This is a genomic window from Bradyrhizobium sp. INPA03-11B (assembly GCF_040446015.1).
Lineage (GTDB): Bacteria > Pseudomonadota > Alphaproteobacteria > Rhizobiales > Xanthobacteraceae > Bradyrhizobium > Bradyrhizobium macuxiense_A.
This window is the reverse complement of the sequence record NZ_JASGSR010000060.1, coordinates 26822-48609: the sequence shown is the minus strand read 5'-3', so window position 1 is coordinate 48609 and position 21788 is coordinate 26822. Positions and strand designations below refer to the sequence as shown.

20 protein-coding genes are annotated in these 21788 nt (G+C 62.7%); 9 read left to right on the top strand and 11 right to left on the bottom strand.

The window, feature by feature from the left end:
- Nucleotides 1-517: GDP-mannose 4,6-dehydratase (locus tag QMZ05_RS23990; RefSeq protein ID WP_353702981.1), on the bottom strand; the 517-nt coding region annotated here is incomplete at its 3' end.
- Between the two features lie 144 nt (nucleotides 518-661).
- The gene (locus QMZ05_RS23985; RefSeq protein WP_021080507.1) at nucleotides 662-1336 is read right to left on the bottom strand and encodes a Crp/Fnr family transcriptional regulator; all 675 of its coding nucleotides are present in this window, start codon (nucleotides 1334-1336) and stop codon (nucleotides 662-664) included.
- 392 nt (nucleotides 1337-1728) lie between these two features.
- On the opposite strand from QMZ05_RS23985, the gene QMZ05_RS23980 reads away from it, so the two are divergent.
- The 6 genes from QMZ05_RS23980 (at nucleotide 1729) to QMZ05_RS23955 (ending at nucleotide 9016) form a co-directional block, all read left to right on the top strand.
- The gene (locus QMZ05_RS23980; RefSeq protein ID WP_353702980.1) at nucleotides 1729-2550 is read left to right on the top strand and encodes an ABC transporter ATP-binding protein; all 822 of its coding nucleotides are present in this window, start codon (nucleotides 1729-1731) and stop codon (nucleotides 2548-2550) included.
- Nucleotides 2547-4475 (top strand): long-chain fatty acid--CoA ligase, encoded by a 1929-nt coding sequence (locus QMZ05_RS23975; protein ID WP_353702979.1) that lies wholly within the window; start codon nucleotides 2547-2549, stop codon nucleotides 4473-4475. The genes QMZ05_RS23980 and QMZ05_RS23975 overlap by 4 nt, the downstream gene beginning before the upstream one ends.
- A gap of 217 nt (nucleotides 4476-4692) precedes the next feature.
- Nucleotides 4693-5586, top strand: coding sequence for a branched-chain amino acid ABC transporter permease (locus QMZ05_RS23970; protein WP_146987788.1), 894 nt, complete (start codon nucleotides 4693-4695; stop codon nucleotides 5584-5586).
- Nucleotides 5587-5589: 3 nt separating this feature from the next.
- A complete protein-coding gene (locus QMZ05_RS23965; RefSeq protein WP_353702978.1) occupies nucleotides 5590-6663 on the top strand; it encodes a branched-chain amino acid ABC transporter permease in 1074 nt (357 codons plus the stop codon).
- A 51-nt stretch (nucleotides 6664-6714) separates the two neighbouring features.
- Nucleotides 6715-7998 carry an ABC transporter substrate-binding protein gene (locus QMZ05_RS23960; RefSeq protein WP_353702977.1) on the top strand — a complete coding sequence of 428 codons (1284 nt, stop codon included), beginning with the start codon at nucleotides 6715-6717 and terminating at the stop codon, nucleotides 7996-7998.
- Nucleotides 7999-8176: 178 nt separating this feature from the next.
- Complete coding sequence (locus tag QMZ05_RS23955) at nucleotides 8177-9016, top strand: ABC transporter ATP-binding protein (protein WP_353702976.1); 840 nt, start codon at nucleotides 8177-8179, stop codon at nucleotides 9014-9016.
- A 64-nt stretch (nucleotides 9017-9080) separates the two neighbouring features.
- Here the strand turns inward: QMZ05_RS23955 and QMZ05_RS23950 are convergent, their stop codons facing one another.
- Nucleotides 9081-10229 carry an AGE family epimerase/isomerase gene (locus QMZ05_RS23950; protein WP_353702975.1) on the bottom strand — a complete coding sequence of 383 codons (1149 nt, stop codon included), beginning with the start codon at nucleotides 10227-10229 and terminating at the stop codon, nucleotides 9081-9083.
- 97 nt (nucleotides 10230-10326) lie between these two features.
- Here QMZ05_RS23950 and QMZ05_RS23945 point away from each other — a divergent pair, with 97 nt between their 5' ends.
- On the top strand, nucleotides 10327-11550 hold the full coding sequence (locus QMZ05_RS23945; protein WP_353702974.1) for an AMP-binding protein: 1224 nt from the start codon (nucleotides 10327-10329) through the stop codon (nucleotides 11548-11550).
- 100 nt (nucleotides 11551-11650) lie between these two features.
- On the top strand, nucleotides 11651-12181 hold the full coding sequence (locus tag QMZ05_RS23940; RefSeq protein WP_353702973.1) for an HAD family hydrolase: 531 nt from the start codon (nucleotides 11651-11653) through the stop codon (nucleotides 12179-12181).
- Nucleotides 12182-12213: 32 nt separating this feature from the next.
- On the opposite strand, the gene QMZ05_RS23935 is transcribed toward QMZ05_RS23940, so the two are convergent.
- From QMZ05_RS23935 to QMZ05_RS23925, 3 genes are read right to left on the bottom strand one after another with little or no spacing between them, the layout of a single operon-like run.
- The gene (locus tag QMZ05_RS23935; RefSeq protein ID WP_353702972.1) at nucleotides 12214-13311 is read right to left on the bottom strand and encodes a DegT/DnrJ/EryC1/StrS family aminotransferase; all 1098 of its coding nucleotides are present in this window, start codon (nucleotides 13309-13311) and stop codon (nucleotides 12214-12216) included.
- A gap of 18 nt (nucleotides 13312-13329) precedes the next feature.
- Nucleotides 13330-13797 carry an acyltransferase gene (locus tag QMZ05_RS23930; RefSeq protein WP_353702971.1) on the bottom strand — a complete coding sequence of 156 codons (468 nt, stop codon included), beginning with the start codon at nucleotides 13795-13797 and terminating at the stop codon, nucleotides 13330-13332.
- Entirely contained in the window at nucleotides 13794-14855 is a 1062-nt protein-coding gene (locus tag QMZ05_RS23925) for a Gfo/Idh/MocA family oxidoreductase (protein WP_353702970.1), read from the bottom strand. The genes QMZ05_RS23930 and QMZ05_RS23925 overlap by 4 nt, the downstream gene beginning before the upstream one ends.
- A 262-nt stretch (nucleotides 14856-15117) precedes the next feature.
- Between QMZ05_RS23925 and QMZ05_RS23920 the strand changes: the two genes are divergently transcribed.
- Entirely contained in the window at nucleotides 15118-16530 is a 1413-nt protein-coding gene (locus tag QMZ05_RS23920) for a hypothetical protein (RefSeq protein WP_353702969.1), read from the top strand.
- Between the two features lie 188 nt (nucleotides 16531-16718).
- Here QMZ05_RS23920 and wecB read toward each other — a convergent pair whose 3' ends face one another.
- From wecB to QMZ05_RS23895, 5 genes are read right to left on the bottom strand one after another with little or no spacing between them, the layout of a single operon-like run.
- A complete protein-coding gene (gene wecB / locus QMZ05_RS23915; RefSeq protein WP_353702968.1) occupies nucleotides 16719-17768 on the bottom strand; it encodes a UDP-N-acetylglucosamine 2-epimerase (non-hydrolyzing) in 1050 nt (349 codons plus the stop codon).
- The gene (locus tag QMZ05_RS23910; protein WP_353702967.1) at nucleotides 17769-18827 is read right to left on the bottom strand and encodes an NAD-dependent epimerase/dehydratase family protein; all 1059 of its coding nucleotides are present in this window, start codon (nucleotides 18825-18827) and stop codon (nucleotides 17769-17771) included.
- A 2-nt stretch (nucleotides 18828-18829) separates the two neighbouring features.
- Nucleotides 18830-19762: an NAD-dependent epimerase/dehydratase family protein gene (locus tag QMZ05_RS23905; RefSeq protein WP_353702966.1), complete on the bottom strand. Its 933-nt coding sequence runs from the start codon at nucleotides 19760-19762 to the stop codon at nucleotides 18830-18832.
- Nucleotides 19763-19776: 14 nt separating this feature from the next.
- A complete protein-coding gene (locus tag QMZ05_RS23900; RefSeq protein ID WP_353702965.1) occupies nucleotides 19777-20724 on the bottom strand; it encodes an NAD-dependent epimerase/dehydratase family protein in 948 nt (315 codons plus the stop codon).
- Between the two features lie 41 nt (nucleotides 20725-20765).
- Nucleotides 20766-21782, bottom strand: a complete 1017-nt coding sequence (locus tag QMZ05_RS23895) for an NAD-dependent epimerase (protein ID WP_353702964.1) — start codon at nucleotides 21780-21782, stop codon at nucleotides 20766-20768.
- Between the last annotated feature and the right edge of the window lie 6 nt (nucleotides 21783-21788).

Genomic DNA, 21788 nt, shown 5'->3' with positions numbered 1-21788 from the left:
GCTTGGCGACACCGTAGGGCGAACGCGGATAGAACGGCGTGGTCTCCTTCTGCGGCACCTCCTGCACCAGCCCGTACAGCTCCGAGGTCGAGGCCTGGTAGAACCGGGTCTCCTTTTCCATGCCGAGAATGCGGATCGCCTCCAGCAGCCGCAGCACGCCGATGGCGTCGGCGTTGGCGGTGTATTCCGGGCTCTCGAAGCTGACCTGGACGTGGCTCTGGGCGGCCAGATTGTAGATCTCGGTCGGCCGGATCTGCTGCATCAGCCGGATCAGATTGGTCGAATCGGTCATGTCGCCGTAGTGCATCAGGAACGGCACGTTGCCGGCGTGCGGATCCTGGTAGAGATGGTCGACGCGCGCGGTGTTGAACGAGGATGAGCGGCGCTTGATCCCGTGCACGGTATAGCCGAGGCCGAGCAGATACTCGGCGAGATACGCGCCGTCCTGCCCGGTGACGCCGGTGATCAGCGCAACGCGCCGCTTTGAGTCCTGAGCCGTCGAATCCTTAACTGCCATGTCATCTCCAGAGAGCGCGAAAGCCGCGCGGTCCCGACGAGGCCGGTCTGTAGCATCCGGCCTGCTCCAAGTCTAATGGCTTAATCGTTTGAAAGAACAGGACTTTAGAGCGTCCGAAATTGGCAAATGCAGCCCCGAGGCCGGTCATTCCCCGTAGTGGCGCAGCCGGTCGAGCTCGATGATCGTGACCCCGCCATATTCGAGCCGCAGCAGCCCCTCGCGCTCGAGCCGCTTCAGGCACTGGTTGGCGTTCTGCCGGGAGATTCCCGACAGTGCCCCGATCTCCTCCTGGGTGATTTCAAGGTGCAGGGTGAGCTCAGGGTAAAGAATCGGATTGAACAGCGAGGCGATCGAGCGCGCCAGCCGTGCGGTCGCATCCAGCGTGCGGCCATATTCGAGCAGCGCGATGAACTGACCGAGCCGCTCGTTGAGCTGTCCAACCAGGAAGCGGTTGAAGCCGACGCTGTTCTCGAACAGCCAGACGAAGGTCCGGCGATCCATCATCGCGAGGCGCGTATCGCGCAGCGCGACCACGTCGTAGCGCCGCAGCTCGTTCTTGAGCACGGTGCCCTCTCCGAACCACGCGCCCGCCGTGAGGCCCGCGAAGCTCGCGGCCTTGCCGCCGCGCGAGACGATGCCCATGCGGGCCAGCCCGGTGACGATGCCGGTCCAGTACTGGAAATTGTCGCCGCGCATGAAGATGAATTCGTTGGCGCGGTAGGACTTCTCGGAAATGCCGGCGCGCGCGATCTCGATTTCTTGCTCGGTCAGCTCGCGCGACCAGGCCGCGATGCGCTTCAGGTAATCAGCAGCAATCATTCTAGCGACGGCATCCCACCCAAGATATTGCACCGCAGCAACGCCGTGCGCGAAGCCAGGTGACCCGAGGCCTGGAATGCCAGCGAAAATTCCTGACCAAATGTCGGGCACATGACAATTCAACCTATCGCTTTCTCGTATTCAGAGCCACCTCGCGTAACGCCGCGCGCAGCGCTTCGATGGATCGCTGAAGGCGGACGACGCGGGACACGGGCTTGCAAGCGGGGTGCGGCGTTACCGCGCATGACGCAGGCGATCGGGACGAGCAATTGCTCCCGGACGCCCGGCATCATTAGTCGGATGGTTTCCTTCGGCGCCCCATGTAAGATCGAACCGAGATCGAAGCGAAAGATAAAGAGCGCGCCAAAGCGCCCGTATCTGGAGGGAACAGGGTGGCTAACAGTCTCGAGGTGCGCGGAGTCTCATTGCGCTTTGGCGGCGTCCGCGCGCTGACCGAAGTGAGCTTCGGCGTCAACGAAGGCGAGCTGTTCTCGATCATCGGCCCGAACGGCGCCGGCAAGACCTCGATCGTCAACTGCATCTCCGGCCGCTACCGGCCGACCGAAGGCCAGCTGTTCTATCGCGGCCAGGACATCACCGGCCTCACCCCGAACGCGCGGCCCCGCCTCGGCATCGGCCGGACCTTCCAGAATCTGGCGCTGTTCCACCACATGAGCGTGCTCGACAATATCATGGTCGGCCGCCATCACCTCCTGAAGAACAACTTCATCACGGGCTCGCTGTACTGGCTGACCGGCGCGCGCCGCGAGGAGCTGGAGCACCGCCGCAAGGTCGAGGAGATCATCGACTTCCTCGATCTGCAGTCGGTGCGCAAGGCAACCGCCGGCACCCTGCCCTATGGCCTGCGCAAGCGGGTCGAGCTCGCCCGCGCGATGGCGCTCGAGCCGCAGCTGATCCTGCTCGACGAGCCGATGGCCGGCATGAACTTCGAAGAGAAGGAAGACATGGCGCGCTACATCGTCGACCTCAACGAAGAGTTCGGCATGACGGTGATGATGATCGAGCACGACATGGGCGTCGTGATGGACATCTCCCACCGCGTCATGGTGCTCGATTTCGGCCGCAAGATCGCCGAGGGCGATCCGGCAACCGTGCTCGCCGATCCCCACGTCAAGCGCGCCTATCTCGGCGAAGAGGACGACGTGCTGGTCGACCCCGACGACAAGCCGGCAGTGCGGGAGAGTGCGGCATGATGGACTATGCCGGTCGCGTCGCGCAGGCCGACACCTTCCCCAAGATGCTGCGCCTCAACGCCAGGGAGCACGGCAAGGAGATCGCGCTGCGCGAGAAGGATTTCGGGCTATGGCGCGAATTCACCTGGAACGACTATCAGACCCGCACCCATGATTTCGCGCTCGGAATGGTCGAGCTCGGCCTCGGACGCGGCGACGTGATCGGCATCATCGGCGACAACCGGCCGGACTGGGTCGCGGCCGAAATCGCGGCCCACGCGATCGGCGCGATGAGCCTCGGCCTTTACCGCGACGTGCTGGACGAGGAAGCCGCCTATCTCCTGACGTATGGCGAGGCCAAGCTGGTCTTCGCCGAAGACGAGGAACAGGTCGACAAACTGCTCGGCCTTGCCGACCGGGTGCCCAATCTCAAGCACATCGTCTATTCCGATCCGCGCGGCATGCGCAAATATGACGATCCGCGATTGATGGAGGCGAGCAAGCTCGTCGCATTGGGCCGCGATCGCGCGGCGCGCGAGCCCACCCTCTACGACCGGTTGGTCGACCAAACCAAGGGCGACGACGTCGCGATCCTCTGCACGACCTCGGGTACGACAGCCAACCCGAAGCTCGCGATGCTCTCGGCCGGGCGCGTGCTGCGGCACTGCGCGACCTATCTCGCTTTTGATCCAAAGGGGCCCGACGACGAATACGTCTCGGTGCTGCCGCTGCCCTGGATCATGGAACAGATCTACGCGCTGGGCAAAGCGCTGCTCTCCCGGATGAAGGTCAACTTCGTCGAAGAGCCCGACACCATGATGCACGATTTCCGCGAGATCGCGCCGACCTTCGTGCTGTTCGCGCCGCGGGTCTGGGAATCGATCGCGGCCGACGTCCGCGCCGGCGTGATGGACGCCTCGCCGTTCAAGCAGCGGCTCTACGATCTCGGCATGAAGACCGGGCTTGCGGCGCTCGCCGAGGGCAAGCGCTCCGTCTTCGCCGACCAGATCCTGTTCCGCGCGCTGCGCGACCGGCTCGGCTTCACCCGGCTGCGCTCGGCGGCGACCGGAGGCGCGGCGCTTGGGCCGGATACGTTCAAGTTCTTCCAGGTGATGGGCGTGCCGCTGCGCACGCTGTATGGCCAGACCGAGCTGCTCGGCGCCTACACGCTGCATCCCGAAGGCAAGGTCGATCCGGACACGACAGGCGTGCCGATGGCCGACAATATCGAGATCCGCATCGACAATGCCGACGTCAACGGCGTCGGCGAGATCGTGGTGCGGCATCCGAACATGTTCCACGGCTATTACAAGAATCCTGAAGCGTCCGTTGTCGACATCAAGGACGGCTGGATGCATTCGGGCGACGCCGGCTACTACAACGACAACCGGCAGCTCGTGGTGATCGACCGGATCAAGGACCTCGCCGAGACCTCGCGCGGCGAACGCTTCTCGCCGCAATATATCGAGAACAAGCTGAAGTTCTCGCCCTATGTCGCGGAAGCTGTCGTGCTCGGCGCCGGCCGCGACGCCCTCGCCGCGATGATCTGCATCCGCTACTCGATCATCTCGAAATGGGCGGAGAAGAACCGGATCTCGTTCACGACCTACACCGACCTGTCCTCGCGGCCCGAGGTCTATGAGCTGTTGAAGAAAGAGGTCGAGACCGTCAACGCCACCCTGCCGCCGGCGCAGCGCATCTCGCGCTTCCTGCTGCTGTACAAGGAGCTCGATGCCGACGACGGCGAGCTGACGCGGACCCGGAAGGTCCGCCGCGGCGTGATCAACGAGAAATACGCAGATATCATCGAGGCGATCTACCGCGGCAAGGCCAGCATCCCGGTCGACACCGTGATCCGCTTCCAGGACGGCACCACGCAGCGCGTCCGCACCACGCTCGAAGTCGTCGATCTCGGCCGCGCCGCGACCGCGGAGGCCGCGGAATGATGGCGTTGCGAAAACAGAGCGCGGTGCCAATGAATGCGCCCTCTCCCCTTGTGGGAGAGGGCTACACCGCCAGTCGACAGGAACTCGCTTGGGTGAGGGGTTCCCTCCCCACGATCCCGATGCGGAGACAACCCCTCACCCGGCTTCGCTTCGCGAAGCCACCCTCTCCCACAGGGGGAGAGGGTGCTGGCGCCGCCGTTCGGAGCGACCACACCCCATGAACACTCAATTCCTGATCCAGCTGATCGTCAACGGCCTCGTGGTCGGCACGCTCTATGGCGTGGTCGCGATGTCGTTCGTGCTGATCTACAAGGCGACGCAGGTCGTCAACTTCGCGCAGGGCGAACTGCTGCTGGTCGGCGCCTGGGTGTGCTGGGCGCTGCTGACGAAGTACCAGGTGCCGTTCTGGATCGGCATGCCGATCACGCTGGTGTTCATGTTCATCTTCGGCATCGCGATCCAGGTCGTGATCCTGCGGCCGATGATCGGCGAGCCGATCATCTCGGTGATCATGGTGACGATCGGCCTCTCGACCGTATTCCAGGCGGCACTGAAGTGGATCTTCGGCGTCAACCCGCAGCCGTTCCCGCGCGTATTCCAGAGCCAGGCGGTCAGCCTGTTCGGGCTGCAGATCCAGACCGTCTATGTCATGAGCCTCGTGGTCTCACTCGCCATGATGGTCGGCATGGCCTGGTTCTTCCGCGCCTCCAAATATGGCCTGGCGATGCGGGCCACCGCCTTCAACCAGCAGGTCGCGCAATCGCTCGGCATCTCCGTGAAGAGCGTGTTCGCGATGGCTTGGGCGATCTCGGCCACCGTCTCGGCGGTCGCTGGCGTCGTGGTCGCCGTGGTCAACGGCGTGTCGTCCGGCCTCTCCGCCTACGGCATCAAGGTGTTCCCGGCAGCGATCCTCGGCGGGCTCGACTCGGTCGGCGGCGCCGTGCTCGGCGGCATCATCATCGGGCTGCTCGAGAACGTCGCCCAGTATGTCGACAGCGAGTATCTGCACTGGGGCAATCTGTACGAAATCGCGCCGTTCTACGTCCTGATCATCATCCTGATGATCAAGCCGTACGGCCTGTTCGGCACCAAGGACATTGAGCGGGTCTGATCAATGGCAACGAGCACCCTCATCCCGTCAGGCGATTTCCGCACCAGCTACGCGTCCGACACCACGATCTTCCCGACCGCGACCAGCCGCAATTTCGCGATTCTCGGCATCGCTCTCGCCTGCTTCGCGCCGACGCTGCTGTCGAACTACCTGCTCTCGATCGCGATCCAGATCGGCATCTTCGCGATCGCAGCGCTCGGCCTCAACGTCCTGGTGGGCTTCACCGGCCAGATTTCGATCGGCCACGCCGCGTTCTTCCTGTTCGGCGCCTTCACCTCGGCCTACATCTCCAACAACGCGCCGATCCCGGTGTTCTTCGCGATTCCCCTCGCCGGCGTGATCACGGCGCTGGTCGGCCTGATCTTCGGCGTGCCGGCGGCGCGGCTGAAGGGGCTCTACCTCGTCATCGCGACGCTCGCCGCGCAGTACATCCTGCTCGACTTCTTCTCGCGCGCCGAATGGTTCTCGGGCGGCTCGGTGCCGGCCAGCGCCAATCCGTTCTCGATCTTCGGCTACACCCTGCGCGGCGACCGGCAGTATTTCTACGTCGTGCTCGCCTACATGGTGGTCAGCTACCTGCTCGTCACCAATCTGATGCGCACCCGTGACGGCCGCGCGCTGGTCGCGATCCGCGACCACTATCTCTCCGCCGAGATCATGGGCATCAACCTCACCAAGTACCGGACGCTGTCGTTCGGGCTCGCCGCCTTCTTTGCCGGCATCGCCGGCGCGCTCTATGCGCATTATCAGCTCGTCGTCTCCCAGGAAGGCTTTGGCATCGAGCGCTCGGTGCTGTTCCTTGCCATGGTCATCATCGGCGGGACCGGCTCGGTGATGGGCACGCTGATGGGCACCGCCTTCGTCGTGCTGCTGCCGGAATCGATGGAATGGCTGAGCGCCTGGCTGAAGGGCGGCGCCATCGACAAGGCGCTGCAGCTCAACAACAACATCACCTTCCTGCGCGAGATCGCGATCGGCCTGATCATCATCGGCTTTTTGATGTTCGAGCCGGACGGGCTCGCGCACCGCTGGCGGCAGATCAAGGCCTATTGGAAGCTTTATCCGTTCTCGCACTGACGCATCGAGCAACACAAATTCGGTTCAACGAATAAGCAGGAGGAAACAACAATGACGATTAGATCCCTTTTGAGCTCGGTCTCCCTCGCGCTGCTGATCAGCAGCGCCGCCGCTGCCGCGCAGGCCCAGATCGCCATCGGCCATCTGCAGGACCTCTCGGGCGGCACCTCCGACGTCGGCACGCCCTATGGTCAGGGCGTCGCCGATACCTTCGCCTGGGTCAACAAGAACGGCGGCGTCGGCGGCAAGCAGCTCAGCGTCGACAGCAACGACTACGGCTACCAGGTGCCGCGCGCGATCGCGCTGTACAAGAAGTGGTCGGCGCCCGACGGCAAGGTCGCGGCGATCATGGGCTGGGGCACGGCGGACACCGAGGCCCTCACCGGCTTCTTGGCGCAGGACAAGATCCCCGACATCTCCGGCTCCTATGCCGCCGCGCTGACTGATCCGGAAGGCACCAGCGGCAAGGCCAAGCCCGCGCCGTATAATTTCTTCTATGGCCCGAGCTATTCGGATGCGATGCGCGCGATGCTGACGTGGGCCGCCGAGGACTGGAAGGCCAAGGGCAAGCCCGGCAAGCCGAAGTTCGTCCATATGGGCGCCAACCACCCCTACCCGAACGCACCGAAGGCCGCCGGCGAGGCGCTCGCGACCGAGCTCGGCTTCGAGGTGCTGCCGCCGCTCGTCTTCGCGCTCACTCCTGGCGACTACTCGGCGCAGTGCCTGAGCCTGAAGAGCTCCGGCGCCAACTACGCCTATCTCGGCAACACGGCGGCCTCGAACATCTCGGTGCTGAAGGCCTGCAAGACCGCCGGCGTCGAAGTCCAGTTCCTCGGCAATGTCTGGGGCATGGATGAGAATGCGGCCAAGACCGCCGGCGATGCCGCCGACGGCGTGATCTTTCCGCTGCGCACCGCGGTCAGCTGGGGCGGTAACGCGCCCGGCATGAAGACCGTGATGGAGATTTCCAAGATGTCCGACCCGTCGGGCAAGGTCTACCGTCCGGTGCACTACATCGCCGCAGTCTGCAGCGCGCTCTATCTGAAGGAAGCGCTCGACTGGGCCGCCAAGAACGGCGGCGCCACCGGCGAGAGCGTCGCCAAGGGCTTCTACCAGAAGAAGGACTGGGTGCCGGCAGGCATGGAGGGCGTCTGCAATCCCTCGACCTGGACCGAGAAGGATCACCGCCCGACGACGAAGGTCGACCTCTATCGCTCAAGAATCTCCGGCGCGACCGATGGCGACATCAACGACCTGATGAGCAAGGGCACGATTAAGCTCGAGAAGGTGAAGACCGTCGAACTGCCGCGCAAGCCGGAATGGTTCGGCTGGTGAGGTCGTGAGGCGGCCTCCTGCGCCGCCCTAACAACAATCGTCATCCCCCGCGAAAGCGGGGGATCCAGTACGCCGCGCTCTCACGATTTCTCGCTGGCGCCTCTGGAAATACTGGGTCACCCGCTCGAGTGCGCAGTCGCGCACGAAACGCGGGTGACGACAGTGGAGAATAGTCGAGATGAACGAAACCCTCGAAGCCACCCGCCCGGTGCCGACGGCCGTCCCGCCGCCGCCGCTGCTCAGCGTCAGCAACATCGAGGTCGTCTATGACGACGTCATCCTGGTGCTGCGCGGCCTTAGCCTCGAGGTGCCGAAGGGCGCGATCGTGGCGCTGCTCGGCGCCAACGGCGCCGGCAAGTCGACGACGCTGAAGGCGATCTCCGGCCTGCTCAAGACCGAGGACGGCGAAGTCACCCGCGGCGAGATCCTGTTCGAGGGCCAGCGCATCAACGGCATCGATCCGGACAAGATCGTTCGCCGCGGCATCTTCCAGGTGATGGAGGGCCGCCGCATCGTCGCCGACATGACCTCGCTGGAGAATCTGCGGCTCGGCGCCTTCACCCGGCGCGACGGCGAGGTCTCTGACGACATCGACATGGTGTACAAGTACTTCCCGCGCCTGAAGGAGCGCACCGGCCTTGCCGGCTATCTCTCCGGCGGCGAGCAGCAGATGCTGGCGATCGGCCGCGCGCTGATGGCGCGCCCGAAGATGATCCTGATGGATGAGCCGTCGATGGGGCTGTCGCCGCTGCTCGTCAAGGAAGTGTTCGCGATCATCAAGGAGATCAACCGCGATCTCGGCGTCACGATCCTGCTGGTCGAGCAGAATGCGCGCGCGGCGCTCTCGGTCGCGAGTCACGGCTACATCATGGAACAGGGCAAGGTGGTGCTCGACGGCTCCGCAGACGAGCTGCGCGACAACGAGGACGTCAAGGAATTCTACCTCGGCGGCGCTGGCGACCAGCGCAAGAGCTTCAAGAACTTGAAGAGCTTCAAGCGGCGCAAGCGCTGGCTCTGAGGATATCGAGCGTTTTCGAGCGGAGTTGCGTGTGCAGAAAGCGCGTCAGACCAGGAAGGCGGCCCTAGCTGAGCACCTGCTCCGCTTCGGTGACCGCGCAGAGCACGTGGTAGAACGACGACGCCGGGATCGTGTCGATCAGCGACTTGCCGTCGCCGTCGAACTGGTCGTACCAGCCGCCGGCCACGGGATGGCTGAGATAGTGCCGCTCGAGCAGCACCAGCGCCGCGCGCGCCTCGTCCGCAGCGCCGGCTTCGCCCGACTCGGCCTGCGCGATCCAGGCCTTCGCCAGCTCGCTCTGCGGCCAAAGCCGCCTGGTGGGCCGGCGGATGTTGCCCTCGGCATCGCCCTCGTCGATCAGGCAGCCGGTGGCGTCGCGATAGCGCAGCGCCGAGGCCAAGAGCTCGCCGCGCGGACGCCCCGTTGGGCAGCCGGTGATCCGCTCAAAACCCTTCAGCAGCCAGACCCATTCCGCGAGGTGTCCCGGCTCGACGCTGACCGGCGGGATCCGCGACCAGTCCTCCTCGAAATATTCGCTGAGCGTACGCGTCTGTTTGTCGTAGAGGTTGGCGAGGAACAGCGCGAAGAAATCGCCGGCGCGGTTCTGGAACGACAAATCATGCGTCGCGTCGAAGCACGCGATCATCGCTTCGAACAGATGCATCTGCGGGTTCTGCCGGCGCGGCATCGACGGCGGCAGGCCCTCCTGGAAGCCGCCATGCGGCGAGCGCAGCTGGGTGTCGAGGAACGCCAGCAGCGCGTCGATCTCGGCGCGAATCTGGGCGTCCTGGTCGAGACCGTAGACGGTTGCCAGCGCGAGCAGCACGAAGGCATGGCCGTAGGTGTCGCGCAGCGGATCGTGCACGCCGCCCTCCGGCGTCAGGCTGAAGACGAAGCCCGGCCGGCCATCCGGCGCCTTCGCCTTGGCCAGCAGATAATCCAGCCCCTTCAGCGCGATCGCGCGGCCTTCGGGATACCAGCCCATCTGGGCCGCCTTGGCGTAGCAATAGATCTGGCGCGCCTGCACAAGCAGGCGACGCGGGGCGGCACGATCAGGACTGCCGTCCGGATGCAGCCGGTCGATGAAGCCGCCTGCCGTGCCGTCCCACCCCGTGGTCGACCACAGCGGCAGCGCCCGGTCGATGATGCGGCGTTTCAACCTCGCGACGACATCGGCGGCCCCGTCCGCCGCAACGCTCTCTGCCTCAGCCATCGTGCTTCCTGGAACCGTCCCAATGTCAGCGCTCACCGTCTGATAGCACGGGCAGACCGGCACGCCACCTGCGCAAATCCTCTCTCAAGGACCCGCCATGACCGACCATTACGACGCCCTTGAAACGCGCGATCCGGCCGAGCGCGAGGCCGCCCTGTTCGCCCGGCTGCCGGAGGTGCTGCGCAAGGCGACGGCTGCGCCCGCCTATGCCAACCTGCTGCGGGGCATCGATCCCGCATCCATCACCAGCCGGGAGGCCTTGGCGGGGCTGCCGGTGCTGCGTAAATCGGAACTGCCGGCCCTGCACAAGGCTGCCCCGCCCTTCGGCGGCTTCGTGGCCGACAAGCCCGGCTCGTTCGCCCGGCTGTTCACCTCGCCCGGACCGATCTTCGAGCCCGAAGGCCGCCAGGCGGACCCCTGGCGCGGCGCGCGGGCGTTGTTTGCGGCGGGCTTCCGTGAGGGCGACGTGGTGCTGAACACCTTCAGCTATCACCTCACCCCCGGCGGGTTCATCTTCGATGCCTCCGCGCGGGCGCTCGGCTGCGCGGTGATTCCGGCGGGCCCCGGCAATACCGAGCAGCAATTCGAGCTGATCGAGGCCTATCGCCCGGTCGGCTATAGCGGCACGCCGGATTTCCTGAAGATCCTGCTCGACGCCGCCGCCACCGCCGGCCGCGACGTGTCCTCCATCAAGCGCGCTTTGGTCTCGGGCGCAGCCTTTCCGAAATCGTTGCAGGAGGAGATGAAATCGCGCGGCATCGAGGCCTATCAGGCTTTCGGTACGGCCGATCTCGGCCTGATCGCATTCGAAACCGCGGCGCGCGAGGGAATGACAGTCAATGAGGATCTGATCCTCGAGATCGTCAAACCCGGCACCGGCGATCCGGTTGCGCCGGGCGACGTCGGCGAGATCGTGGTGACCTCGCTCGATCCGCATCATCCCTGGATCCGCCTCGCGCTCGGCGACCTGACCGCGGCCCTGCCCGGTGCGAGCCCGTGCGGACGCACCAATATGCGCATCAAGGGCTGGATGGGCCGCGCCGACCAGACCACCAAGGTCAAGGGCATGTTCGTGCGCCCCGAGCAGGTCGCGGAAATCGGCAAACGCCATCCTGAGCTCGGACGGCTGCGCCTTGTCGTCACGCGCGTCGGCGAGGCCGATGCGATGACGCTGCGGGCCGAATGCGCCTCAGCGCCGGCTGCCCTGCTGGACGAAGTCGCGACAACACTGCGTGCCGTGACAAAGCTCGGCGGCACCGTCGAGCTCGTCGGCGCAGGCTCGCTGCCGAACGACGGCAAGGTGATTGCGGACGAGCGATGAGCCGACGCCCCCCCGCGGTGTGGTCCAGTCCGCGTTGTCGCGCGCGGCAATGTGAACTATTGAGCTAGCTCATGCCTCGTGGCGACGGGATCATCACCTCATGAGCAGCGCTTGCGGAGATCAGCCGCGAAGGCCGGCGGTTTTCTTCGATCGGGACGGCGTCCTGAACCGGGACATCGGTTACCTGTTCGAGAGCCACAGGCTGATCTGGATCGACGGCGCGCGCGAGGCGGTGAAGGCGGTCAACGACATGGGCTATTTTGCGTTTGTCGTGACCAATCAGTCAGGCGTCGCACGGGGCCTCTATGAGGAGGCGCACGTGCAGCAACTTCACGACTGGATCGCCGCCGAGCTCGGCAAGATCGGCGCCCATATCGACGCCTTCGAATACTGCCCGTTTCATCCTGAAGCGACGGTGGAGCGGTATCGGCAGGTCAGCCCTCGCCGCAAACCCTCGCCAGGCATGATCACCGATCTGCTGGAACGTTTTCCCGTCGATGTCGAACGAAGCTTTCTGGTCGGTGACCAGCCGACCGATCTGGAGGCCGCGCGTGCGGCGGGCCTGCAGGGCTACCTGTTCCCGGGCCCCAATCTGGAGTTGTTCCTGAAGCCCTTGCTGCAGCGAAGCTGAGCCCCGCGCGCGGCGCGAGGCCACGATCGCGATCAGAATTTCCGGACCAGGTCGATCACCTCGTCCTGCTGCTGGCGTGTGATCTCGGCGAAGATCGGCAACGAGAGAATCTGGCCCTGATCGCGATGGGCGTTGGGAAACTGCTCCGGCCGGTGGCCAAACCGCGCATAGGCCGGCAGGAACGGCAGCGCCGTGGGGTAGTTGATCGCGGTCTGCACGCCATTGGCGTTCAGATGCGCGGCGAGCGCGTCGCGGCGCGGATGTCGGATCGTATAGAGATGGTAGACGTGGCTGCGCGCCGGCGCGACCTCAGGCACCACGACATCCTCGATCTGGTTGAGACCGGCGTCATAGACCTCGGCCGCGGCCTGCCGGGCCTCGGTCCACGCTTCGAGATGCGGCAGCTTCGCTGAAAGGATCGCGGCCTGCATGCCGTCGAGCCGGCTGTTGACGCCCTCGATATGGTGCTGGTGCTTCACCAGCCCGCCATGGCGCGCCAGCATCGCCATCTGCTCGGCGAGCGCCTTGTCGTTGGTGACGACCGCGCCGGCATCGCCCATCGCGCCGAGATTCTTGCCGGGATAGAACGAATAGGTCGCGGCTTCGCCGAACGTGCCGACCATCCGGCCCTTGTAGCGCGCGAGATGGGCCTGGGCGCAATCCTCGATCACCCAGAGCTTGTGCTTCTGCGCGATCGCCATGATGGCGTCCATGTCCGCGGGCTGGCCGTACAGATGCACCGGGATGATGCCGACCGTGCGCGGCGTGATCGCGGCCTCGATCGCCGCCGGATCGATCGTGAACGTCGCGTCATCGGTATCGCAGAACACGACGGTGGCGCCGGAATGGGTGATCATCGCCGCAGTCGAGATCCAGGAATGCGCCGTCGTGATCACCTCGTCGCCCGGCTGTACCTTCAGCGCGCGCATGGCGAGGTAAAGCGCATCGGTGCCGTTGGCGCAGGATACGCAATGCGCGACCTCCGCGGCCGCGGCGAACTCGCGCTCGAAGGCATCGACATAGCTGCCGCGGATAAAGGCGTTGTCGCGGATCACGCCGGCGATCGCAGCATCGATCTCGCTCTTGATGGACTGGTACTGCAGTTGCAGGTCGGCAAACGGCACGGCCATCGATATTCCCCTGTTGCCCTATTGGCTCGCCAGCAACCGGCGCGCCGGATTGCCGGCATAGGTGCCAGGCGTCGTGATGTCCTTGGTCACAACAGATCCCGCGCCGATGACGACGTCGTCGGCAATCCTCACCGGCATGATCGTGGCGTTGGAGCCGATCGACACCCGGTTGCCGATCACGGTCTCGCGCCACAGTTCCCTGCGTCCGCGCGCCGGGCCGCCGGTCGCGAACGTGTCGTTGACGAACATCACGCCGTGCCCGACGAAGCAGTCCTCGCCGATGGTGACGAGCTCGCAGATGAAGGCATGCGATTGCACGCGGGTGCGCGCCCCGACGACCACGCCCTTCTGGATTTCGGTGAAAGGCCCGACGAAGCAGTCGTCACCCAGCTTGCAGCCGTAGAGATTGCAGGGCTCGACGATCTTGACGCGCTCGCCGAACGCGACATCGCGCACGCTGGCCTGATGCACTTCCGGCTGGTTCACGAAACGACACCCAGCCGGCTCAACCGCGGCGTGAAGCGCAGCGCAACTTCCTCGCCGGTCTCGATCGATTCATAGAGCGCCGAGATCAGCTCAAGGCTCTTGCGGCCCTCGAGCCCATCGACCAGCGCGGCGCGCTGGTTCTCCAGGCAGTCGACCACGTGATGATAATAGGCCTGATGGCCGAAGCCGTAGACGTTGGGCGGGTTGACCGAGAACTTCTCCACGACGTCCTTGTCCGACGGCAGCTCGTCGACAAAGCGCCAGTGCCGGATCTGGTTAACGGCGAATCCGGAGATCTCGACGGTGCCCTTTTCGCCGAGGATCGACAGCGAGCCTTCGAGATCGGTCGGGCGCGCTGCGGTGGTCGCCTCGATGATCCCGAGCGCGCCGTTGCGGAACTTCAGCGTCGCGACAGCGGTGTCCTCGGTTTCGATCTTGGCCAGCGCCGTCGTCGCGCGCGCGTGCACGCTCACCACGTCGCCGAAGAACCACTCGAGCATATCGACATGGTGGCTCGCCTGATTGGTCAGCACACCGCCGTCATAGGCCCAGGTGCCGCGCCAATCGTCCTGATCATAATAGGCCTGATCGCGACACCAACGCACCCGCACCGTCCCCAGGATGAGCTTGCCGAAGCGACCGGCATCGAGCGCCTCGCGCGCCTTGACCACCGGCACATTGAAGCGGTTCTGCTTGACGATGAACATCTTCACGCCGGCCTGATCGCACGCACGGATCATGTCGTCGGCGTCCTGCAGCCGCAGCGCCATCGGCTTCTCGACCACGATGTGCTTGCCGGCTTTGGCACAGGCGATCACATGCGCGGGATGCAGCCCACTCGGCGTCAACACGGCAACCGCGTCGATATCCTTGCGCGCCAGGAATTCGTCCATGTCGTAATGCGCCGGAACGCCAAACTTTCCCGCAACCGCATCCGCCCGCGCGCGGATCGGATCGCAGACCGCGACCAGGCTTGCTCCCTCGATGTGATTGCCACCCAGAAGGTCGGAATGACGCTTGGCGATACGCCCGCATCCGAGCAGGCCAAATCTGATCATGCAACAGGCCCTGTCTTGTCTCGCGGCCGACCTTTGCAGCCAGCCGAAAAGTCGAGGGAACAGCGGCCTTGCGAGCCGCACGATAAGGTCCATTTCCCAGAAAACTCGGGTTAACGCAAGGCCATGCGCCAAAGAGGTAGCAAAGCCTACCAAGTCCCACCCCGTCCGAACTGTAGGCGGCATTTACGTTATGCGGCAGGAATCTTAGAATGAGGCCCAAGGATATCTCGGCATCATCTTGTCGTTCCGCCCGGGCCGTGCCATGTCGCTGCTGAGTACGATGACCATCAATGAAACATTCCAGACACACAGCCCGACACGGCGGCAAATGCAAATGAACGATCGCGCTGTTCAGCTGGTGCCCGGTTTCGGGTGGCCCCAGGCCAGACTTGCCGTGCTCGCCTATGCGTGCGTCATGGTTTGTGCCGCTTCGTTGTATTTCGTCACGGTCGTCAATTCGTTCCCGGGCGTCATCAGTTCCGACCAGTCGCGCTTGCCAGCTGCAATCCTGAATGTCGCGGCGTTCAGCCCGGTCGTACTCTTGTTCGCGATCGGACGCCTCAGCTTTGGCTATCTGGTCGGCCTTTACTTCTACATCATGGTCCTGGGATATCTCTGGCTGATAGAGTTTTCGCTGCTTGACTACGATCATCGCCTGGCGCTGGCCTCGATCGTGCTTTCGGCATTGGCATTCCTCGCACCCGCGCTGTTCATCACCGCGCCGGTGCGGCAGGCCGTCGTGTTACCAGCACGCGCCTTCCACATGATGCCTTCCGTCATCCTGATTGCCTCGGCGACAATCATCGGCATCGGCTCCCTCTACAATCTCAAGCTAGTCGACCTCAACGAGATGTACAAATATCGCGCGGAGGTGGCGCTGCCTGCCTACCTGCGATACGCGGTCTGGATCTTCTCCAGCGCGTTGTTGCCGTTCGCCTTCGCCTGTTTCGTCGTCAGCAAACGATTTTTGCAGGCAGGCGTCGCGCTACTTCTGATGCTGCTTTTCTATCCAATCATTCTGACCAAGACGACGCTGTTCGCTCCGGCCTGGCTGCTGTTTCTCGCGCTCATCAGCAAGCTGGTCGAGGCCCGGAAAGCAACGATCCTCTCGTTCTTCCTGCCTGTGCTCATTGGCGTCACCTGCGCGCTGCTGTACAATGCCGGTTTGATTCCACTCAAGCCTGGAATGGTGTATTTCGGCATCGTCAACAACAGGATGATTGCAATCCCGTCGCTTGCGCTCGAAGTTTACAACAACTACTTCTCGGGTCATCCGCTGACCCATTTCTGTCAGATCAACATCGTGAAGTTGGTGGCTGCATGCCCCTATGACGAACCCATTTGGGCCGTCATGGCAAAAGCCTATGAGCTCGGTGCCTTCAATGCTTCATTGTTCGCGACCGAAGGGATCGCATCGGTCGGTCACGTGTTCGCACCGGTGTCTGCGTTGATTTGCGGCCTGATAATCGCTCTTGGCAATCGCCTGTCCTCCGGACTGCCGCCGCGATTCGTGCTGCTATCGACCGGGATACTGCCCCAAGTCCTGCTCAACGTACCGCTCTCGACGGCGTTACTGACGAATGGCGTCGGGCTGCTGTTCCTGCTCTGGTATGTCGCGCCGCGGTCCGCCTTCGACCAAGTCGCAGCACCGACGGCCGCACCAGCCGAACGCTGACAGCGTCAGCCAAAGCGATCGGATGAAATGTCGTCCCGCTCCAACCGATCGCTTAAACACGATCTTTTCAGAGACCGCTCTGCACTTTTCCGGATCTTGCTACAGATCAGCGCCTTCAGAAGGTTGTTCCCGGTCTTGATTGAAAATCCGAACGACTAATTTAGAGCTCAGCGTTCCAGCAACATGGGTCACTCAGCCGGGCGGACGGAACTCAACAAGCGCGTGACATTGTAGGCTGCGTTACCAGTCCCATATTCCTCTATCTCGCGCCGATCCGCCCGCGTCGATTGCATCCAGAGACGATTCCAGCCGTGTGTGATCGTCTCCGTCCACTCGGTCTCGTCTCGCAGAGTGGTACACGGCACACGATGGAAATAGGCCTCTTTCTGCACGCCTCCTGAGTCCGTGTAGACTTCGGCTGCGTTACGCAGAAGCTTGGCCATCTCGAAGTAACCGACCGGATCGATGATCCTCAAGCCGTCGAGAGCAACTCCCATGCGCGAAGCGGCCTGACGGGTGCGCGGGTGCAGCGGCAGGACAACAGGGCACTTTTGCGACTGATCTTGCAGAAACCGCACGACGGCCAGAAGCTGCTCCCGGTCGCCGGTGTTTTCAGCCCGATGGATCGTAGCAAGTGCGTATTGCTTCGGGAGGAGCCCAAGGTCGGTTAGTATGGTCGAGCTTTGCTCTGCCTTGTCCGTCACGAACAAGGTGGCATCGTACATCACGTCGCCGACATGATGCACGCCCTTGGTCACTCCTTCGGCAGCTAGATTGGCAACAGCCACCGTCGTCGGACAGAAATTCAATGTGGCGAGATGATCAGTGACAACCCGATTGATTTCCTCGGGCATGCGGCGATTGAATGAACGTAGTCCCGCTTCAACGTGCGCGACCGGAATATGCAACTTCGATGCGGCGAGCGAGCCGGCCAATGTCGAGTTGGTATCGCCGTAGACGACAACCCAATCGGGCCTCTCCGCGATCAGGATTGGCTCGATCGCGATCAGCATACGTCCTGTCATGTCGGCGTGGCCGCCGCCATGGATATCGAGATGATGCTGCGGTTTTGAAATATCCAGCTCTTCGAAGAAGACGTCCGACATGTTCGGATCGAAATGCTGACCGGTATGCACCATCACTTCCGTGAGCCCGTCGGTTTCACGGATCGCACGACTGACAGCCGCTGCCTTGATGAATTGCGGACGAGCGCCGACAACCGTGAGAACCTTCAGCATTCAGGAATACCTCGCGACATCAGGCACCTGCGCAAGGTGATGTCGCATACAGCCGATGATGCGCTCGCGATTTGCGCGCGTCCAATCGATGGTCTTTCGAAGACCGTCCTCGTGAGTCACGGTCGCAACGAAGCCGAGCTTCTCGCGGGCCTTCGCCGGATCGCCGAAGCGCTGTCCGGACCTGTCCCAATCCCGCGCCGGCGTCAGCGCGATTGGCGTCGCATTGCCAACGATAGAATTCACACGAGTTGCAAGTTCAAGAATGCTGGTTTCGACACCTGAAGCGAGGTTGTAGATCTCACCCGGCTCTCCCGAAAGCGCGGACGCCATCAGTCCTCGCGCCATGTCTTCCACATAGATGAAATCACGAGATGCGATCCCGCCGTTCTCAACCGGCAAGGCTTCGCCGTGCAGCGCTCTCCATATGAAGGTCGGCGTCACGTTTCGCCACACGGTATGCACCGTTCCACGCCAACGGCCAGCCCCGAGAATCTCGCCGGGACCATAGACGTTCTGAAAGCGCGCCTTCACGAACGGCAGTTTGTATCTCGCAAAGTAATAGTTACCGTACATTTCGCCGATCAACTTCGAAATCGAGTACGGACTGTCGTGGAACAGGGAAACCGGCGCGTCCTCCCTGGTAGCTTCGGCTCCATCGAAGGTCTTTTCGGCCACTGCGCAGCCTGCAGCGGCGTACACAACCTTCCGTAACGAGCTAACGCTCTTCAGTCTTTCAAAGAGCTTCAGGGTTGTGAGCGTATTGTTCTCGTGATCCGCCAGCGGATCGGCGATCGACGACTGATTGCCGTGATAGCAGGCCAGATGAAAGACGTAGTCGAGATTGCCGGGCAGCGCCGCAAGAACCGCGTCATCGGTGATCGAGTTCCGAATGAACTCGACCCGTGGATCGTCTGGTACATTTGAACTGTCAGCCGACAGCAGGTTGTCGACTATGACGACGCGAGCCGGCGCCTGCTCCAGCAGTTGCTTGACGAGGTTCGATCCGACGAACCCGGCCCCGCCAACGACGAGGACGGTGGCCCCACTGAAAGAATTCATCTTCACCCCTTAGGTGCAGCCAGATGACTGTAGACGTCCGTCACTCCGTGGGCGTCGTACCACGAGAGCTGCCGCCGAATTGTCTCTTGAAACGAAACCCGCGCTTTCCAGCCGAGGATCTCTTGCGTCCTGGAAGGATCCGGCACGACGGACGGGACATCGTCGTCTCCGACAGGCACCACCTTGACATCCGGATCGGGCGGCAACTGAAGATGCGATCGGACCAGATCGTATACTTCCTTGATGGAATGTCCCGTCCCGCTGGATACGTTGAAGATGCCGGTCGGCACGCCCTCGTCCATCGCAATGTCCACCGCCGCCGCGAAATCGGACATATCGAGGAAATCCCGGTATGCCGCCGTGCAGAAGCATGCCTGTCCTGCCTTCAGTCGCTTGTAGAAGGTCGGGATCGGACCGATTGCAAGCCGCGGACCAGCGACGTTCGCAAGGCGCAGGGAAACAAAAGGCAGGCCGCTCGCGGCCAGATATTGCTCGCCGGCGACCTTTGAGATGCCATAGCTCGTGAACGGTCGCAGCGGATGCTCGACGGGAATAGGCGTGCACTCGGGACGCCCGTAGCACAAGACGGTCTGGAAATTGATGACCCGGCAAATCCCCGCTGCCCGCGCGAATTCAATGAGATTCGCGGCACCATCGACATTCGTCGCAATATCTTCGCGGTAGTTTGCCGGATCCTTGTAGGAGGCGGCGGAATGCACCAGGTGAGTTGGAGCAAATTCAGCAAAAGCCTTCGCCACCAGATCACGATCGGCAATCGAACCTTCGACGAGACTTAGGCCGGGAAGTGCGGGCACGACCTCGCGCTTGCCGGTCGCGAAATTGTCGATGACGAGAATTTCGTGCCCCTGCGGCAGCCAGTGCTCGATCAGATTCGAGCCGAGGCACCCTGCCCCGCCAGTGATAATGATGCGCATCGAGCCAGGTCCGATCAGGTGCGGATTTCCGCACGCGCTTCCTTCAGATGGGTGTAGCCTCCGACCACGCCCTCTCTCTGCCAACGCTCAACCGACAGACGAGCGATCTCATCGAGTGAAGTGAACTCGACGGCGCCGAAGTCCTTGAACGTGCGTTCGGGGTCGAGAAGGATGGAGGCAGCATCATCCGGACCAAGCGGCTTAACTTCCGGCTCCGGATAGTCATTGATCTTCATTGCCCGCACGACTGCGTCGTAGAGTTCCTTGATCGCGACATCTTTGCCGGAAGAAAAATGATAGGTGCCGTGACCGACGCCATCGGCGGCTCTGACAACGACCTTCGCGAGGTCGCCCGCGTAACAAAAGTCCCGGCGGGCCGGTGTAACGAAGCACTTCTGCCCCTTCGCCAACCGACCGTAGAAGATCGGCAGCGGACCGGATACGTTTCGTGGCCCGATTACATTGGCGAGCCTGAAAGTGACCCAATCGACGCCGGAAAATTGCACGTAGTTCTCACCGGCCGTCTTCGAGATTGCATAGCTCGAATTGACGGGGTTGATCGGATGATCAAGCGGAATGGGAGACTGCAACGGCTTGGTGCCATAGCAGAGCGCCGTCTGGAAGTAGATGAGGCGAGATACGCCGAAGGTCTTGCAGGCCTTCGCGACGTTTGCAGTGCCGACGGCGTTCACCAGTGCATCGGTGCCCCAATCGTCCGGGTCCTTGTAGGACGCCGCGGTATGGACGACGATCTCGGGCCGAAAATCCGAGAACAGTCGATTGATCACGTCGGCGTTGGCGATCGTGTCTTCGACCAGGGTCAGGTTTTCATGTTTGGTCAAGTTGTCGGCCCGGCCAGTCGTATAGTTGTCGATCGCAACCACCTCGTCGCCACGCGACAAGAACATATCGATGACGGTTGATCCGACCTGTCCGGCGCCGCCGGTGACAAAGATTTTCATCCGATTACCCAGATTTGAGAAACTGCGATCAAGTTCTGTTGTTAAATCCGGTAGTAGTTCCGGTACCATTTGACGAAGCGCGCGACACCTTCCTCGATTGGTGTCGCCGGGCGGAAGCCGATATCCTTCTCAAGGTCCTCGACATCCGCGTATGTCGCCTCGACATCGCCAGGCTGCATCGGCAGCATCTCCCTCACCGCCACCCTACCCAACTCCTTCTCGAGGAGCGAGATGACATATGTCAGTTCCTCGGGCTTGTTGTTCCCGATATTGTAGATCTTCCACGGGGCGCGGCTGGCCGCTCGGTCCGGCTTGTCGCTGTTCCAATCCTGGCGGCCCTGCGGCACGCGATCAATGAGACGAACGACGCCCTGGCTGACGTCGTCGACATAAGTAAAGTCCCGACGCATTCGACCGCAATTGAAGAGCTTGATTGGCTCTCCGGCCAGAATGGATCTGGCAAAGATGAACATCGCCATATCGGGCCGGCCCCAAGGACCATAGACCGTGAAGAAGCGCAGCCCTGTCGTGGGAAGGCCGTACAGATGACTGTACGAGTGCGCCATCAGCTCGTTTGCTCGCTTGGACGCCGCGTAGAGACTGATCGGATGATCGACGCCATCGTGTGTCGAGAATGGGAGCTTGGTATTCGCCCCGTAGACTGACGACGACGACGCGTAGACCAAGTTTTGACATCCGTTGTGTCTGCAACCCTCCAGGACGTTAATGAAGCCCTGCATGTTCGCATCGACATACGCATACGGATCTTGGATCGAGTATCGGACGCCGGCTTGCGCAGCCAGATGAATCACCTTGGCAAAGCCATACCGCTCAAACAGCGCTTTGGTTTCCGCGCGATGAGCAAGATCGAGCTTTTCAAAGCTAAAACCGGAACTGGCTTTGAGCAGATCCAGGCGCGCCAGCTTGAGGCTGGGATCATAGTAGTCGTTGATGTTGTCAACGCCAACCACGTCATGGCCTTCCGACAGAAGGTGCTGACTGACGTGGAATCCGATGAAGCCGGCTGCCCCGGTGACAAGAACTGGCTTGCTGGCCATGCTCAC

Bases quoted from the DNA above. Each gene is read 5' to 3' on its own strand.
- QMZ05_RS23900 (WP_353702965.1), bottom strand. From the start codon at position 20,724: ATGAAAATCTTTGTCACCGGCGGCGCCGGACAGGTCGGATCAACCGTC.
- QMZ05_RS23905 (WP_353702966.1), bottom strand. From the start codon at position 19,762: ATGCGCATCATTATCACTGGCGGGGCAGGGTGCCTCGGCTCGAATCTG.
- QMZ05_RS23910 (WP_353702967.1), bottom strand. From the start codon at position 18,827: ATGAATTCTTTCAGTGGGGCCACCGTCCTCGTCGTTGGCGGGGCCGGG.
- QMZ05_RS23920 (WP_353702969.1), top strand. From the start codon at position 15,118: ATGTCGCTGCTGAGTACGATGACCATCAATGAAACATTCCAGACACAC.
- QMZ05_RS23935 (WP_353702972.1), bottom strand. From the start codon at position 13,311: ATGGCCGTGCCGTTTGCCGACCTGCAACTGCAGTACCAGTCCATCAAG.
- QMZ05_RS23955 (WP_353702976.1), top strand. From the start codon at position 8,177: ATGAACGAAACCCTCGAAGCCACCCGCCCGGTGCCGACGGCCGTCCCG.
- QMZ05_RS23970 (WP_146987788.1), top strand. From the start codon at position 4,693: ATGAACACTCAATTCCTGATCCAGCTGATCGTCAACGGCCTCGTGGTC.
- QMZ05_RS23945 (WP_353702974.1), top strand. From the start codon at position 10,327: ATGACCGACCATTACGACGCCCTTGAAACGCGCGATCCGGCCGAGCGC.
- QMZ05_RS23965 (WP_353702978.1), top strand. From the start codon at position 5,590: ATGGCAACGAGCACCCTCATCCCGTCAGGCGATTTCCGCACCAGCTAC.
- QMZ05_RS23940 (WP_353702973.1), top strand. From the start codon at position 11,651: ATGAGCAGCGCTTGCGGAGATCAGCCGCGAAGGCCGGCGGTTTTCTTC.
- QMZ05_RS23985 (WP_021080507.1), bottom strand. From the start codon at position 1,336: ATGATTGCTGCTGATTACCTGAAGCGCATCGCGGCCTGGTCGCGCGAG.
- QMZ05_RS23950 (WP_353702975.1), bottom strand. From the start codon at position 10,229: ATGGCTGAGGCAGAGAGCGTTGCGGCGGACGGGGCCGCCGATGTCGTC.
- QMZ05_RS23925 (WP_353702970.1), bottom strand. From the start codon at position 14,855: ATGATCAGATTTGGCCTGCTCGGATGCGGGCGTATCGCCAAGCGTCAT.
- wecB (WP_353702968.1), bottom strand. From the start codon at position 17,768: ATGCTGAAGGTTCTCACGGTTGTCGGCGCTCGTCCGCAATTCATCAAG.
- QMZ05_RS23895 (WP_353702964.1), bottom strand. From the start codon at position 21,782: ATGGCCAGCAAGCCAGTTCTTGTCACCGGGGCAGCCGGCTTCATCGGA.
- QMZ05_RS23960 (WP_353702977.1), top strand. From the start codon at position 6,715: ATGACGATTAGATCCCTTTTGAGCTCGGTCTCCCTCGCGCTGCTGATC.
- QMZ05_RS23975 (WP_353702979.1), top strand. From the start codon at position 2,547: ATGATGGACTATGCCGGTCGCGTCGCGCAGGCCGACACCTTCCCCAAG.